The organism is Micromonospora olivasterospora (genome assembly GCF_007830265.1).
Lineage (GTDB): Bacteria > Actinomycetota > Actinomycetes > Mycobacteriales > Micromonosporaceae > Micromonospora > Micromonospora olivasterospora.
Genome location: NZ_VLKE01000001.1, coordinates 5007025 through 5021528, shown reverse-complemented (window position 1 = coordinate 5021528; position 14504 = coordinate 5007025). Strand labels below are relative to the sequence as shown.

The 14504-nt window shown below is 73.5% G+C and carries 11 protein-coding genes and 3 pseudogenes; 5 read left to right on the top strand and 9 right to left on the bottom strand.

Annotation, left to right across the window (positions count from 1 at the left end; genetic code table 11):
* Window positions 1-105: 105 nt before the first annotated feature.
* Entirely contained in the window at window positions 106-1212 is a 1107-nt protein-coding gene (locus JD77_RS23155) for a calcium:cation antiporter (protein WP_145776153.1), read from the bottom strand.
* Between the two features lie 372 nt (window positions 1213-1584).
* Between JD77_RS23155 and JD77_RS35600 the strand changes: the two are divergent.
* Together JD77_RS35600 and JD77_RS32945 are read left to right on the top strand one after the other, a co-directional pair.
* Window positions 1585-1785, top strand: a pseudogene (locus JD77_RS35600) (galactosyltransferase-related protein); the annotation flags it as partial.
* Between the two features lie 131 nt (window positions 1786-1916).
* A complete protein-coding gene (locus tag JD77_RS32945) occupies window positions 1917-2147 on the top strand; it encodes a hypothetical protein (RefSeq protein WP_211372889.1) in 231 nt (76 codons plus the stop codon).
* Window positions 2148-2269: 122 nt separating this feature from the next.
* Here the strand turns inward: JD77_RS32945 and JD77_RS23145 are convergent, their stop codons facing one another.
* From JD77_RS23145 to metH, 4 genes and pseudogenes are all read right to left on the bottom strand, one after another.
* Window positions 2270-3064, bottom strand: a complete 795-nt coding sequence (locus tag JD77_RS23145; RefSeq protein WP_145776152.1) for an aminoglycoside adenylyltransferase family protein — start codon at window positions 3062-3064, stop codon at window positions 2270-2272.
* On the bottom strand, window positions 3057-3677 hold the full coding sequence (locus tag JD77_RS23140; protein ID WP_211372636.1) for a DUF4291 domain-containing protein: 621 nt from the start codon (window positions 3675-3677) through the stop codon (window positions 3057-3059). The genes JD77_RS23145 and JD77_RS23140 overlap by 8 nt, the downstream gene beginning before the upstream one ends.
* 136 nt (window positions 3678-3813) lie before the next feature.
* Window positions 3814-4077, bottom strand: a pseudogene (locus tag JD77_RS23130) (hypothetical protein); the annotation flags it as partial.
* Window positions 4078-4159: 82 nt separating this feature from the next.
* Entirely contained in the window at window positions 4160-7675 is a 3516-nt protein-coding gene (metH, locus tag JD77_RS23125; RefSeq protein WP_145776151.1) for a methionine synthase, read from the bottom strand.
* 246 nt (window positions 7676-7921) lie between these two features.
* On the opposite strand from metH, the gene JD77_RS23120 reads away from it, so the two are divergent.
* Both JD77_RS23120 and JD77_RS23115 read left to right on the top strand, forming a co-directional pair.
* A complete protein-coding gene (locus tag JD77_RS23120) occupies window positions 7922-8791 on the top strand; it encodes a PAC2 family protein (protein ID WP_145776150.1) in 870 nt (289 codons plus the stop codon).
* 136 nt (window positions 8792-8927) lie between these two features.
* Window positions 8928-9719 carry a GntR family transcriptional regulator gene (locus tag JD77_RS23115; protein ID WP_145776149.1) on the top strand — a complete coding sequence of 264 codons (792 nt, stop codon included), beginning with the start codon at window positions 8928-8930 and terminating at the stop codon, window positions 9717-9719.
* 35 nt (window positions 9720-9754) lie between these two features.
* On the opposite strand, the gene mshC is transcribed toward JD77_RS23115, so the two are convergent.
* The 4 genes and pseudogenes from mshC to JD77_RS23095 all read right to left on the bottom strand — a co-directional run.
* Window positions 9755-10993: a cysteine--1-D-myo-inosityl 2-amino-2-deoxy-alpha-D-glucopyranoside ligase gene (gene mshC / locus JD77_RS23110; RefSeq protein WP_145776148.1), complete on the bottom strand. Its 1239-nt coding sequence runs from the start codon at window positions 10991-10993 to the stop codon at window positions 9755-9757.
* A gap of 88 nt (window positions 10994-11081) precedes the next feature.
* A complete protein-coding gene (locus JD77_RS23105) occupies window positions 11082-11900 on the bottom strand; it encodes an SCO1664 family protein (RefSeq protein ID WP_145776147.1) in 819 nt (272 codons plus the stop codon).
* The gene (locus JD77_RS23100; RefSeq protein WP_145777734.1) at window positions 11897-12475 is read right to left on the bottom strand and encodes a DUF3090 domain-containing protein; all 579 of its coding nucleotides are present in this window, start codon (window positions 12473-12475) and stop codon (window positions 11897-11899) included. The genes JD77_RS23105 and JD77_RS23100 overlap by 4 nt, the downstream gene beginning before the upstream one ends.
* A 132-nt stretch (window positions 12476-12607) precedes the next feature.
* A pseudogene (locus tag JD77_RS23095) lies at window positions 12608-13309 on the bottom strand (histidine phosphatase family protein); the annotation flags it as partial.
* A gap of 537 nt (window positions 13310-13846) precedes the next feature.
* On the opposite strand from JD77_RS23095, the gene JD77_RS23090 reads away from it, so the two are divergent.
* A complete protein-coding gene (locus JD77_RS23090; protein WP_145776146.1) occupies window positions 13847-14446 on the top strand; it encodes a hypothetical protein in 600 nt (199 codons plus the stop codon).
* The last annotated feature ends 58 nt before the right edge of the window (window positions 14447-14504 follow it).

Sequence of the window (14504 nt, the reverse complement as noted above, 5' to 3'; positions counted from 1 at the left end):
GGCCTCGGGTCGATCATGCCCGTCGCGGGCGTCGCGGGCGAGCGTCCGATCGGCCCGGTCGTCCGCCGCCGGCGACCGGCGGGCAGGCGGGTGGACGGGCGCGGGTCAGGGGCTCGCGGCGAGGAAGACGAACGCGGCGAGCAGCACCAGGTGCACGCCGCCCTGCAGCAGGGTGGCCCGGCCCGGCACCACGGTCAGCACCCCGGTGACGACGGTCAGCGCCAGCAGGGCCAGCTGGGTGCCGCCGAGGCCGAGCAGCAGCGGCCCGTCGAGCCAGATCGACGCCAGGGCGATCGCGGGGATCGTCAGCCCGATGCTGGCCATCGCCGAGCCGAGGGCCAGGTTGAGGCTGATCTGCACCCGGTCCCGGCGGGCGGCGCGCGCCGCGGCCAGGGTCTCGGGCAGCAGCACCAGCAGGGCGATGACCACGCCGACGAACGCCTGCGGCAGGTTCGCGGCGGACACCCCGGCCTCGATCGCCGGGGACACCGACTTCGCGTCGCCGACCACGGCGACCAGCGCGACCAGCAGCAACGCCAGGCTGGCCAGGGCCGCCTTGGTGGACGGCGGGTCGGCGTGCCCGTCGCCGTCGGCGTCGACCACCGTCCCGTCGGCGGTCACCGGGAGGAAGTAGTCCCGGTGCCGGCCGGTCTGCACCAGCACGAACAGCCCGTACAGGGCCAGGGAGGCGACGGCGGCGAAGGCGAGCTGGGCCGGGGTGAACTGCGGCCCGGGCCGGCTGGTGGTGAAGGTCGGCACCACGAGGCTGAGGGTGGCCAGGGTGGTGACGGTGGCCAGGGCCCCGCCGGTGCCCTCCGGGTTGAACACGGCCACCCGGCGGCGCAGCGCGCCCAGCAGCAGGGACAGCCCGAGGATGCCGTTGCAGGTGATCATCACCGCGGCGAAGACGGTGTCCCGGGCCAGCGCCTGCGCCTTGTCCCCGCCGCTGATCATGAGGGTGACGATCAGGGCGACCTCGATCACCGTCACCGCGACGGCCAGCACCAGCGACCCGAACGGCTCGCCCACCTTGTGGGCGACCACCTCCGCGTGGTGGACCGCCGCCAGCACCGCCCCCGCGAGGAACGCCGCCACGACCGCCACGAGCACCGGGGGCAGTTCCCGACCCCACGTCAGTGCCAACACCAGCACGGCGAGCAGGGGTACGACGACGGTCCAGTCGGTCACGCGGGAGCGGAGCAGGGCAGCCATGCCGTCAACCCTGCCAGAAATCGCGATCATCGCCCACGATCTGGGACGGCCGGACCCCGATGCCGGCTCCGCCCGGATGAGCCGGCGATGCGGGCACGTGCCCCTGCGCCAATCACGCCGGACGATGGGAGGAGAGCGTCCGGGGCGGTCGGACAGTGCCTTCCCGCATCGCGCGAAGAAAGACGAATGGACCTCGGAAAGTCGTAGCCGCGACTCCGGTGGCGGATAGGTTGTCATACCCGACCACCGGAGTCACCACGATGAATCCTGGCGCCGCAACGCCACTCGTCTCCGTCATCATCCCCACCTACAACCGGTCACGCCTGCTGCGCGGCACACTGACAGCGCTGGCGGCAACGGACACCGGCGGACATGTTCGAGGTCGTCGTCGCCGACGACGGCTCCACCGACGACACCCGGCAGACGGCGCTGCCCTGGCAGTTGTTCTGGTCGTGCAACTGTTCCGTCCCGGCGAAGGAATTCTGGGCCGTCGGCGGATTCGACGAGGACTTCCGAGCCTGGGGCAGTGAGGACACGGAACTGGGATTCCGCCTGTTCCGGCACCGCCTGGAGTTCGAGGCCACCCGGGACGGCTGGGCGGTCGACACCCCGCACCCGCGCAGTTCGACCCCGGACCCCGGCGACAACCGCAGCAACGTCCTGACGTTCCTGCACAAGCACCCGGAGCCGGTGCTGGAGGTGCTGTGGGGGACGACGACCTGCTGCGGCGGCTGCCCGCCGACCCGGCGTACCCGACGCACCACGCCGTCGGCATCCGCACCGTCCTGCCCGCCGACGCCGTCGACGTCGTACTGGTCACCTCCCGGCTGGCCCCGCTGTGGCGCCGCTGGCGCGCCCACATCCTCGCCGAGGCCCGCCGCATCGGCCGATCGGTACGCGGGCCGCTGCTGGAGGCCGGCGCCGCGCCCGGCTGAGCCCTCGGCAGCCCGCTGCGGTGCCGCCGGAACGGTCCCCCGGCGGCACCGCGGCGGTCGCCTCCGCCGCCGCGCCGGACCGGGCGCCTCGTGCCACCCCGAGTCCGGTACGTCCCCCCGCCTCAGCGCTGCGACAGCCGGCCGATCTCGGCCAGCACCCGGTCCACGTGCGGCCGCACCCGGGCCGTCAACTCGTCGCTCCACGTCTCGTCGGCGTACCCGCGGGTCAGATACAGCTCCCGCGCGTGCCGCAGGACCGGGCGGTGCTCCGGCGGCAGCCGGGCGAGGACCCAGTCGGCGGCGGCGTCCTTGGGCCTGATCTCGCCGGTCGCGAGGGTCGACCAGACGCGGGCGAGCGTCAGCAGGACGTTGCGGGTGTCGCCGTCGAGGTCGCCGAGCAGGCCGGGGATCCCCGCCACACTCGCCCGGAGCAGATCCGCGCGCGGGACGGCGGCCAGCACCCGGGCAGGCGGCGGGCCGGCCAGGGGGCGGTCACCGGCCAGCACCATCGTGACCAGCAGCGCCAGGTCCGGCATCGGCTCCGGCCGAGGCGTCACGCCGGCCTCGAACTCGGCGCGCAGCCACTCGCCGTACAGGAAGTCGCCGGTCGGCGGGAACCGCCACGGGCGCACCTCGGACCGCACCACCACGGTGAGCTCGACCGGGCGGGCCCCGACCCGGGAGCCGGAGACCCGGTACAGCCCGTCGAGGAGCGCCCGCCGCTCGGTGTCGTCCATGCTCCGGCGCGACACGACGAGGACGTCCACATCGCTGGCCGGCCTGAGCCCGCCGAGCACGGCGGAACCGTGGAGGTACGCGCCGACCACCGCCTCGCCCAGCACGTCGCCGACCAGCCCCACGATCCCCCGGAGCTGATCCGTCGCGCCCGTGTCGGCCGCCCGGCCGGAATCACTCATCGGCGTCGACCCGCCCGATGCCGGCGCCGACGACGGCCGCGACCTGCTCCGGCAGCGGGTAGGGCCGCTCCGGCGGCAGCATCGCGGCGGCCGCGCCGTCGTCCCCGTCGCGCAGCAGGGCGCTGATGGCGCGCGCGGTCGGGGTGACGTCGGTGATGCGGACCGTCCAGTCGTCGACGTACCGGTCGACGGCCTCGCTGCTCAGCCCCACCTGTAGCGACCGGTGGGACAACGGCCGCAGGCGCAGGGAGCGTTCCGGGTCCCACTGCACCCGGACCGGGCTGGCCCTCAACTGCGCGCTCCAGGCCTGCCGGCTCGCGTGGTGGTGCGCGTCATAGTGGCTCAGGCACGCGCGCAGGAGGGCCCACTCGAACCCGGCGCGGGTGATCTCGATCGCCAGCACGCGCTCCTGGCCGGGCTTGGTGCCCCAGCCGCAGCGGTACATCATCCACCGGAACGACGGCTTGATCCACGTCATCCGTTCCCGCCTGAACGGCGCGACGAACCGGCCGGCGGCCAGCGCCGGCAGCGCGATCTCCGGCGCGTACGCCTGGTACACGGTGATCGTCTCGGCGGTGTACACGGCGCGGATCTGCCGCTGCGGGACTGACACGACCGCGATCATCGCCCGGTTGCCGTCCCGCAGCCACCCATTTCGGACCGCCACACCGCACTAGGCCACGAGACTCTTGGTCATGATGTGCTCGCGGCGCACCCCGTCGGGCATGAGGTCGCCGAGTTCACCCGTGTCACGGAAGCCGTTCCGCTGGTAGAGCGCCCAGGCGTTCCGGGCTTGTGCAGCAGGAGCAGCCGGGCTTGCATCCGCAGGCGTCGGCATCCTCAACCTGGACGGTCAGTGGGTTGGCACCGCTGACGGGTACTGCGCAGCAGGTGTCGCCGCGCCATGCCTCTCGGCCCTCTCTGATCGCCACGGCGGCGATGACCAGCGCGGCCAGCGGATCGGCCCATGACCAGCCGAACAGGCTGTTGAGGCCCAGGCCGACGAGCAGCACACGCTTCCCTACGCCGCGCGGGCTCGTGGCCGCGCAGCCCGGCCGGCTGCCGGCCCACCACCGGTCAAGAAGGGTGGCGGCGTCACCTGGCGTTGAAGTAGTTCGCCTCCGGGTGGTGCACCACGATCGCGTCCGTGGCCTGCTCCGGCACCAGCTGGAACTCCTCCGACAGCTGCACCCCGATCCGCTCCGCGCCCAGCAGCCCCACGATCTTCGCCCGGTCCTCCAGGTCGGGGCACGCCGGGTAGCCGAACGCGTACCGGCAGCCCCGGTAGTCCGTACGCAGCAGACCCGCCACGTCCGCCGGGTCTTCGTCGGCCACCGTACGGTCGCCCGGCAGCGTCAGCTCCGACCGGATCCGCCGGTGCCAGTACTCCGCCAGGGCCTCCGTGAGCTGCACCGACAGGCCATGCACCTCCAGGTAGTCGCGGTACTCGTTGCCGGCGAACATCTTCGCCGTGTACTCGCTGATCGGCTGCCCGACCGTGACCAGCTGCAACGCCACCACGTCCAGCGCGTCACCCCGCGGCCGGAAGTAGTCGGCCAGGCACAGCCGCCGCTCCTGCCGCTGCCGCGGGAACGAGAACCGGGCCCGCTCCGCGCTCCCGTTCTCGTCCAGCACCACCAGGTCGTTGCCCTCCGAGTACGCCGGGAAGTATCCGTAGACCACCGCCGCCTCGAGCACCTTGTCGGCGGTCAGCCGGTCCAGCCAGTACCGCAGCCGAGGCCGCCCCTCCGTCTCCACCAGCTCCTCGTACGACGGGCCCTTGCCGCCCCGCGCCCCGCGCAGCCCCCACTGGCCCAGGAACGTCGCCCGCTCGTCCAGCAGCGCCGCGTACTCCGCCAACGGCACGCCCTTCACCACCCGGGTGCCGAAGAACGGCGGAGTGGGCACCTCCACATCGACGGCCACGTCCGAGCGCACCGACGCGTCGTCCAGCTCCGGCAGCGCCTCCCGGACGACCGCCCGCTGCCGCTCCCGGCGCTCCCGCCGCGCCGCCAGGGCCGCCTCCCGCTCCGGGTCCACCACCGGGGCCCCACCCCGCTTGGCCACCATCACCCGGTCCATCAGGGTCAGCCCCTCGAACGCGTCCCGCGCGTAGTGCACCTGACCGGGGAACAGCGCCCGCAGGTCGTCCTCCACGTACGCGCGGGTCAGCGCCGCCCCGCCGAGCAGCACCGGCCAGCGCTCGGCGACGCCCCGCGCGGCCATCTCGGCCAGGTTCTCCTTCATGATGACCGTGCTCTTGACCAGCAGCCCGGACATCCCGATGGCGTCGGCCCGGTGCTCCTCGGCCGCCTCCAGGATCGCGTTGATCGGCTGCTTGATGCCGATGTTGACGACCTCGTAGCCGTTGTTGGACAGGATGATGTCCACCAGGTTCTTGCCGATGTCGTGCACGTCGCCCTTCACGGTCGCCAGCACGATCCGGCCCTTGCCGTCGTCGTCGGTCTTCTCCATGTGCGGCTCCAGGTAGGCCACCGCGGTCTTCATCACCTCGGCCGACTGGAGCACGAACGGCAGCTGCATCTGGCCCGAGCCGAACAGCTCACCGACCACCTTCATGCCGTCCAGCAGCAGGTCGTTGATGATCGACAGCGCGGACCGGCCACCGGCCATCGCCGCGTCCAGGTCGGCCTCCAGGCCCTTGCGCTCGCCGTCGACGATCCGCCGCCTGAGCCGCTCGTCCAGCGGCAGCGCCGCCAACTCCTCGGCCCGGGAGGCCCGCGCCGACGCCGCGTCCACGCCCTCGAAGATCTCGATGAACCGCTGCACCGGGTCGTACCCCTCGCGGCGCCGGTCGTAGACCAGGTCCAGGGCGACCTCGCGCTGCTCCTCGGGGATCTTCGCCATCGGCAGGATCTTGCTCGCGTGCACGATCGCCGAGGTCAACCCGGCCTGCCCGCACTCGTGCAGGAACACCGAGTTGAGCACCTGCCGCGCCGCGGGGTTGAGGCCGAACGACACGTTCGAGATGCCGAGGGTGAAGTTCACCCCCGGGTAGCGGCGGGTGATCTCCCGGATCGCCTCGATGGTCTCGATGCCGTCGCGGCGCGTCTCCTCCTGCCCGGTGGCGATCGGGAAGGTCAGCGCGTCGATCAGGATGTCCTCCCGGCGCAGCCCCCACCTGCCGGTCAGGTCCTCGATCAGCCGGGCCGCGACCCGCACCTTCCAGTCCTTCGTGCGGGCCTGCCCCTCCTCGTCGATGAGCAGCGCCACCACCGCCGCGCCGTGCTCCTTGACGACCGGCATCACCCGGGCGTAGCGGGAGTCCGGGCCGTCGCCGTCCTCGAAGTTGACCGAGTTGACCACGCAGCGCCCGCCGAGCATCTCCAGCCCGGCCTCGATCACCGCCGGCTCCGTGGAGTCCAGCATGATCGGCAGCGTGCTGGCGGTGGCGAAGCGCCCGGCCAGCTCCCGCATGTCGACCGTGCCGTCCCGCCCGACGTAGTCGACGCACAGGTCCAGCAGGTGCGAACCGTCACGGGCCTGACCACGGGCGATGTCCACACAGGCCTGCCAGTCGGCGGCGAGCATGGCGTCCCGGAACGCCTTGGACCCGTTGGCGTTGGTGCGCTCGCCCACCATCAGCACGCTCGCCTCCTGCGCGAACGGGACGTGGTGGTAGATCGAGGCGACGCCCGCCTCGGAACGCGGCTCCCGGGCGACCGGCGTCCGGCCCCGCAGGCGCTGCACGAGCACCCGGATGTGCTCGGGGGTGCTGCCGCAGCAGCCGCCCACCAGCGAGACGCCGTACTCGGTGACGAACCGGTCCAGGGCGTCGGCCATCTCCTCCGGGGTCAGCGGGAAGTACGCCCCGTCCGCGGTCAGCACGGGCAGCCCCGCGTTCGGCATCACGGACAGCGGGATCCGGGAGTACTGCGACAGGTAGCGCAGGTGCTCGCCCATCTCCGCCGGGCCGGTCGAGCAGTTCAGGCCGATCAGGTCGACCCCGAGCGGCTCGATCGCGGTCAGCGCCGCCCCGATCTCACTGCCCAGGAGCATGGTGCCGGTGGTCTCGACGGCGACGTGGCAGATGATCGGCACGTCCCGCCCCAGCTCGGCCATCGCCCGCTTCGACCCGACGACCGCGGCCTTGACCTGGAGCAGGTCCTGACAGGTCTCGATGATCAGCGCGTCCGCCCCGCCCTCGATCAGGCCGGCGGCGTTCTGCAGGTACGCGTCCCGCAGCGACGCGTACGCCGCGTGCCCCAGCGTGGGCAGCTTCGTGCCCGGCCCCATCGAGCCAAGGACGTAGCGGGGCTGCTCGGGCGTGGCGTACGCGTCCGCAGCCTCGCGAGCCAGCCGGGCCCCCGCCTCGGAGAGCTCACGGATCCGGGCCGCGATGCCGTACTCGGCGAGGTTCGGCAGATTCGCCCCGAACGTGTTCGTCTCGACGCAGTCCGCTCCGGCGGCCAGGTACGCGTCGTGCACCCCACGGACCACGTCCGGGCGGGTGGCGTTGAGGACCTCGTTGCAGCCCTCGTGCCCGTCGAAGTCGTCCAATGTCAGGTCGGCAGCCTGGAGCATCGTCCCCATCGCGCCGTCGGCGACGAGAATCCGGTCTGACAGCACATCCAGAAACGAAGTCCGCACGGATTCAGGGTAGTGCGCGCCCGGGCCCGGCGGATGACCCCAGTTGGCCCTCCCACATTGTGCCACCCGGATGACGACCGCAGCCGGCCGTACCATGGGCCGGACCGGCGCGGCCGACGGGCCGGGTCCGGCCCCGGCACGTAGGCTGGCGGACGTGAAGGACAACAGGGACGCCACCGTGCACGGCGGGCGGACGGCCGGGCCGGGGCCCGGGACCGCCCCGGACGAGCAGGGTGAGGTGACGGCGTGACCGAGTTCGACGGACTGCCGGTGCTGCGGTCCCCCGTGGCCATCGCCGCCTTCGAGGGCTGGAACGACGCCGCGGACGCCTCGACCGCGGCCGTCGAGCACCTGGAGCAGGTCTGGGAGGCGAGGCAGGTGACGGAACTGGACCCGGAGGACTTCTACGACTTCCAGGTCAGCCGGCCCACGATCACGATGGCCGACGGCGAGACCCGGCGGGTCGAGTGGCCCACCACCCGGTTCATGGTGGCCAGCCCGGCTGGCACCGAGCGGGACGTCGTGCTGATCCGGGGCATCGAGCCGAGCATGCGCTGGCGCACCTTCTGTGAGCAGGTGCTGGAGATCTGCCACAGCCTGGAGGTGGAGCGGGTGGTGCTGCTCGGCGCGCTGCTCGCCGACGTGCCGTACACCCGGCCGCTGCCGATCAGCGGCAGCGCCTCGGACGCCGACGCGGCCAAGCGCTACCAGCTCACCCCGACCCGGTACGACGGCCCGACGGGCATCGTCGGGGTGCTGCACGACGCCTGCGCCCGGGCCGAGGTCGACGCCGTGTCGTTCTGGGTGCACGTGCCGCACTACGCCAACAACCCGCCCTGCCCCAAGGCCACCCTGGCGCTGCTGCACCGGGTGGAGGAGGTGCTGGACCTGCCGGTGCCGATGGCCGACCTGGCCGAGGAGGCCGCCGAGTGGGAGCGGCGGGTCCGCAGCGCCGCCGAGCAGGACGCCGAGCTGGGCGAGTACGTCCGCGAGCTGGAGGAGCGCGTCGGCGACGCGGGCATCACCCCGCTGACCGGTGACGAGATCGCCCAGGAGTTCGAGAAGTACCTGCGCCGGCGCGGCGGCTCGGCCGGCCCCACCGCCGGTTCCTGGTAGGCGGTCGCCGCCCGGGCGGTCGGGCCGCCCGCGCGGAGGGCCCCGGGATGTCCGGGGCCCTTTTCGCGTGCCGGGGTGGCGCGATCACCCCGGCTGGGGCATCCTAGGAACCTAGCTGCCAGCCAGGAGGTCGGGCATGCAGATCAACCCGGGCGCGGCCGAGTTCCCCCACCGGCAGATCGCCGCGCAGCTCAAGGCGCAGGTACGCCGCGGCGACTGGGGGCCGGGCGAGCGCCTGCCGTCCATCCCCGCCATCGCCGAGATGTTCGGCGTGGCGAAGCAGACCGTGCAGCGCGCCGTCGACCAGCTACGGGTCGAGGGCATCCTGATCACCAAGCCCGGTTCCGGTACGTACGTGCGGGGCACCCGGCGGCGGCTCAACCGCCTCTCGCGCGGCCGGTACGGCGGCTTCCGCGGCTACCACACCGACCTGGCCGCCCGGTACCGGCAGCAGCTCGTCTCCGTCGGGCGGGCCCCCGCCCCGCCGGAGGTGGCCGACGCGTTCGGCGTCGCCGACGGCACCGAGCTGCTGTGCCGGCGGCACCTCGTCCGCACCGAGGACTCCCCGGTCGAGGTCGGCGCCTCCTGGTTCCTCCCGGCGGACACCGCCGGCACGTCGCTGGAGCGGGCCGAGGCGTTCGGCCGGCCGCTGTACCAGGAGGCCGAGGAGGCCACCGGCCGGCGGTACGTCACCGCGACCGACACCATCACCGCGCGGCAGCCCAGCCGGGAGGAGGCGGAGACCCTCCAGATCCGGCCCGACACCCCCGTGCTGCACCTGCTGCACGTCGCGTACGACGCCCAGCGCAAGCCGATCGAGGTGGCCCAGGCCACCTGGCCCGGGCCGGTCACCACGCTCACCGAGGAGTACCGGGTCCCCGCCCCGGCGCCGGAGCCGGACCCCGACCCGGGCCTCGTCCTGGGCTGAACCCGGCCCGGCCGGGACGACCGCGCCCGCCCCCGTCAGAGGCGGACGCCGAGGAGGGCGTCGACGGTGTCGGCGACGACGGCCGGGGCGCCGGCGTCGTCCCCGGTGCCCGCGACGGCCCGCGCGGCCCAGTCGTCCACGGCCGCGAGGGCGCCCGGGGTGTCGAGGTCGTCGGCGAGGCGATCGCGTACCGCGGCCAGCAGCTCGGCCCCCGACGGCCCCGCCGGGGCCGCGACCGCCCGGCGCCAGCGGGCCAGCCGGTCCTGCGCCGCGGTCAGCACGTCATCGGTCCAGGTGCGGTCGGCGCGGTAGTGGCCGGCCATCAGCCCGAGCCGGACGGCCATCGGGTCGACCCGGTCGGCGCGCAGCCGGGAGACGAAGACCAGGTTCCCCTTGGACTTCGACATCTTCTCGCCGTCCAGGCCGATCATGCCCGCGTGCATGTAGTGGCTGGCGAACGGCGCCCGCCCGGTGAGCCGCTCGGCGTGCGCCGCGGAGCACTCGTGGTGCGGGAAGAGCAGGTCGTTCCCGCCGCCCTGCACGTCGATCGTCTCGCCGAGCAGGTTCAGCGCGATCACGGCGCACTCGATGTGCCAGCCGGGCCGGCCAGGGCCGAGGTCGCCGCCGGGCCACGACGGCTCGCCCGCCCGGGCGCCCCGCCACAGCAGCGGGTCCAGCGGGTCACGCTTGCCGGCGCGGTCCGGGTCGCCGCCGCGCTCCGGGAAGATTTCCAGCATCTCCGCGCGCGACAGGTTCGACTCGTAGCCGAACGCCGGCGCGGCGCTGATGTCGAAGTACACGTCGCCGCTGCCGTCGTCGAGCCGGTACGCGGCGCCGTCCTTGAGCAGGACCAGGACCTTCTCGGCGATGTCCGGGATCGACTCCACCGCGCCGACGTAGTGCTCCGGCGGGATGATCCGCAGCGCCTCCATGTCCTCGCGGAACAGCGCGGTCTCCCGCATCGCCAGGACCTTCCAGTCCTCACCGTCGCGTTCGGCCCGCTCCAGCAGCGGGTCGTCGATGTCGGTGACGTTCTGCACGTACCGGACGCCCAGCCCGGCGTCCCGCCACATCCGCTGGACGAGATCAAAACTGATCATGGTGGCGGCGTGGCCGAGGTGGGTGGCGTCGTACGGGGTGATGCCGCAGACGTACATGGTCGCCGTGCCGTCGGGTGAACTGGGATGGACACCGCGCCGCGCCGAGTCGAACAACGTCAGCGGGCCGCCCCTGCCGGGCAGCCGCGGCACCTCGTGCCCCAGCCAAGACTCCATGACCGCCAGCCTAACCAGCCGCCCCAGGCCCCGGAGCCGGCCCCGTAGTGATCAACACGACACCGCGCGCCCGTCGGGCCCGATCGGGTCACATGGGCGGCCAGGGCACCGCGGGCCAGTCCTCCGACGGCTGCGGGAACCGGCCCGTCTCGCGCAGCCGGTCCACCCTGGCGGCCAGCGCCGCCAGCTCGCCGATCGTCAGGTGCTCGGCCAGCTCCTCGCCCAGCGCCCCGCCGAGCCGGCCGGCGAGGCCGGCGAGCATCTCGAGCGCGTCCGGCGGCAGCTCCCGGCCCGCCCAGCCCCACAGGACCGTACGCAGCTTCACCTCGACGTGGAAGCTCACCCCGTGGTCGACGCCGTAGATCCGGTCGTCCGGGCCGACGAGCACGTGGCCGCCCTTGCGGTCGGCGTTGTTGATCACCGCGTCGAGGACGGCGAGCCGGGCCAGCCGGGGGTCGTCGGCGTGGGCGAGGGCGTACGGCGTGCCGTCGTCGTCACGGGCCGCGGCGATCGGGAACCAGCGCGGCGGCAGCTCGGCGGCCGGCACGAACCCGACCAGCGGCTCGGCGTCGGCCGGCTCCTCGATCCACAACTGGCAGGAACCGGGCCCGAACGGGCCGTCCCGCAGCACCGTCGGCGGGATCAGGTCCCAGTCCGTGGCCCGGGAGACCAGGTACGCCGACACCTCCCGGCCGGCGAGCGTCCCGTCCGGGAAGTCCCAGAGCGGCCGCTCGCCCCGCACCGGCTTGTAGACGCAGCGGGCGCTGGCCCCGCCCAGGGTGAGCGTGCCGAGCAGCGTGGTGTTGGAGGCGTCCACCAGCCGCCCCTCGACGGACAGCTCACCGTCGCGCAGCAGCCGCAGCGCCGCCGCGCCGTCGTGCAGGGGTCGCAACTCCGACGAGGTCACCGATGGTAACCGTTGTGCCGCGGGCAGAGGTGCCCGGCGGGGTCCAGCGGCTGGCCGCAGAGCGGGCAGGGCGGACGACCGGCGTTGACGACACGGCGGGCCCGTTCGATGAACTCGCGGGTCGCCTCCGGGGTCAGCCGGACGCGCAGCCGGTCGAGGTCGTCGTCCGGCTCCTCGTCCTCGGAGTCCTCGTCGTCGGCGTCGTCGCCCAGCTCGACCTCGGCCTCCGTCTCGCCGGCCGCGATCGCCTCGATCACCACCGTCGCCGAGTCCACGTCGAAGGCCAACCCGAGGGTGCCGACCCGGAACTCCTCGTCGACCGGGGTGTCCAGCGGGTCGTTGTCGCCCACCGCGGTCGGCGCCTCGGGCAGCTGCACCCCGAAGCGGCGCTGGGCCTCGGTGAGCAACTCCTCCAGCTTCTCCGCGAGCAACGCCACCTGGACCTTCTCCAGCGCGACGCTGACCAGCCGGCCGCCGCCGCGCGCCTGGAGGAAGAACGTGCGCTCCCCCGGCGGCCCGACGGTCCCGGCGACGAACCGCTCCGGCGGCTCGAAGGCGTGCACCTGGTGGGTCATACCCACGACCCTATCCGGCCCGTCACACCGTCGCGCACCCCACCGACACCGAATCGCGCCCACGGGCCGCGCCCGTCGTACCCGCCGCCCCGGGCCGGCGTGGTCGCGCGCGCCAGGGGGCCTCACCGCCCCGCCCCGCTCCCCGCCGACCGCGGCGTCGGAGTCCGCCGGCTTCGCCGGCCGGCGGCGCCGCTTGCGGGGCGGGGGCACGAGCGCGGCCAGGTCGCCGCCGGTGTCGTTGAGCCGGAGCACGAACGGCCGCAGCGGCGTGTACCGGATCGCCGTCACCGACGCCGGGTCCGCCACGATGCGCTGGAAGAGATCGAGGTGTACGCCCAGCGCGTCCGCCACGATGGCCTTGATCACATCGCCGTGGCTGCACGCCAGCCACACCGCCTCCGAGCCGTGCTCGGCGGTGACCCGGGCGTCCCAGGTGCGTACCGCCGCCACCGCGCGAGCCGACATCGCGGCCATCGACTCGCCCTCGGGAAAGACGGCGGCGCTCGGGTGCTGCTGCACGACGGGCCAGAGCGGCTCCTTCGCCAGCTTCTTCAGCGGCTGCCCCTCCCAACTGCCGTACCCGCACTCGATCAGGCCCTCGTCGAGGACCGGCGTGGCCTGGGGCAGCGCCAGCTCCAGGGTCTGCCGGCAGCGGACCAGCGGGCTGCTCACCACCGCCGCGAGCGGCAGGCCGCGCAGCCGCTCGCCCACCGCCGCGGCCTGGGCCCGGCCGGTGTCGTCCAGCTCCACGGGCTGCCGGCCGGCGAGGCCGCCGTCGGCGTTGGCGGTGGTACGGCCGTGTCGCAGCAGGAGAAGTGTCGCCACCCTGCCCACCCTAGGTGGTTCCCCCTGTGGATGGTTTCTCCCGGGGTGAGTCCGTCGCGCCCCGACACCGCCCGGATGCGCCGCCTGCGTCATCCGACTCGATGTCGGCGACATGGGGGTGTCCGAGCCTGCGGGATGCCGCCATGTCGGCGACATGGGGGTGGATCAGTCCGCCCCGGTGGCGCGTCGTGCGCCGAATGTCCGGTCTGGCCGGGTGCTGGGGTGTGACCGGCGGCATCGTGGAGGCGGAATCGGGGGCGGGGTGGGGGCGTTGAACACCGGTGCGCGACCGGAGGAGGGCCGCCCGCTCGGGTGAGGCGGGGTGGCTGGGCCCGGAATGATGGTGGGCCGCCGGTCGTTGGACATGGTTCCCGACGCCGCGACGAGGCCCCCGCCCCGACGAGGCACCCCGCCGCGACGAGGCATCCCTGCCCCGCGGTCGCACCGGGCAGAAGACTTCCCCCTTCGAGCTTTCGAGCGCCTGACGGTGCTTGCGCACGCCGTCCCCCCTTTGGTGTGCGCCGACCCCCGAATGGAGCTTCTCTGATGAACACGATGCTGCTGCGTAAGAGCGTTCTCGGTATCGCTGGTCTGGCGTTCGCCGGTGGCCTGGCCGCTGGTCCGCTGCACGCCACCGCCGCCCACGCCGAGACCCCGGTGCAGGGCAAGCCGGTCGCGGTGACGGTGCAGGCCGACAAGCCCGACAACACCAAGCTGATCCCGCACGGTGTGCAGGGCCAGCAGTCGCACATCGACCTGAACGACGAGCAGACGGCCAACGCGAAGGCGATCATCGCGGCGACGAAGAAGGCCGGTCTGCCCGAGCGGGCCGCGGTGATCTCGATCGCCACCAGCCTGCAGGAGTCGAAGCTGGAGAACCTGGGGCACCTGGGCGACGCCAACGACCACGACTCGCTGGGCCTGTTCCAGCAGCGCCCGTCCTCGGGTTGGGGCACCCCGGAGCAGATCACCGACCCCGAGTACTCGACGACCGCGTTCCTGAAGGGTCTGCGGCAGGTCGACGGGTGGCAGGACATGCCCCTGACCCAGGCCGCGCAGACGGTGCAGGTGTCGGCCTACCCGGACGCGTACGCCCAGTGGGAGCAGCAGGCCGCCGACCTGGTCGCCCAGCACTGGAACAGCTGACACCCGCACACAACGAACAGCCGCTGGCCGGCACCCCACACCACGGGGTGCCGGCCAG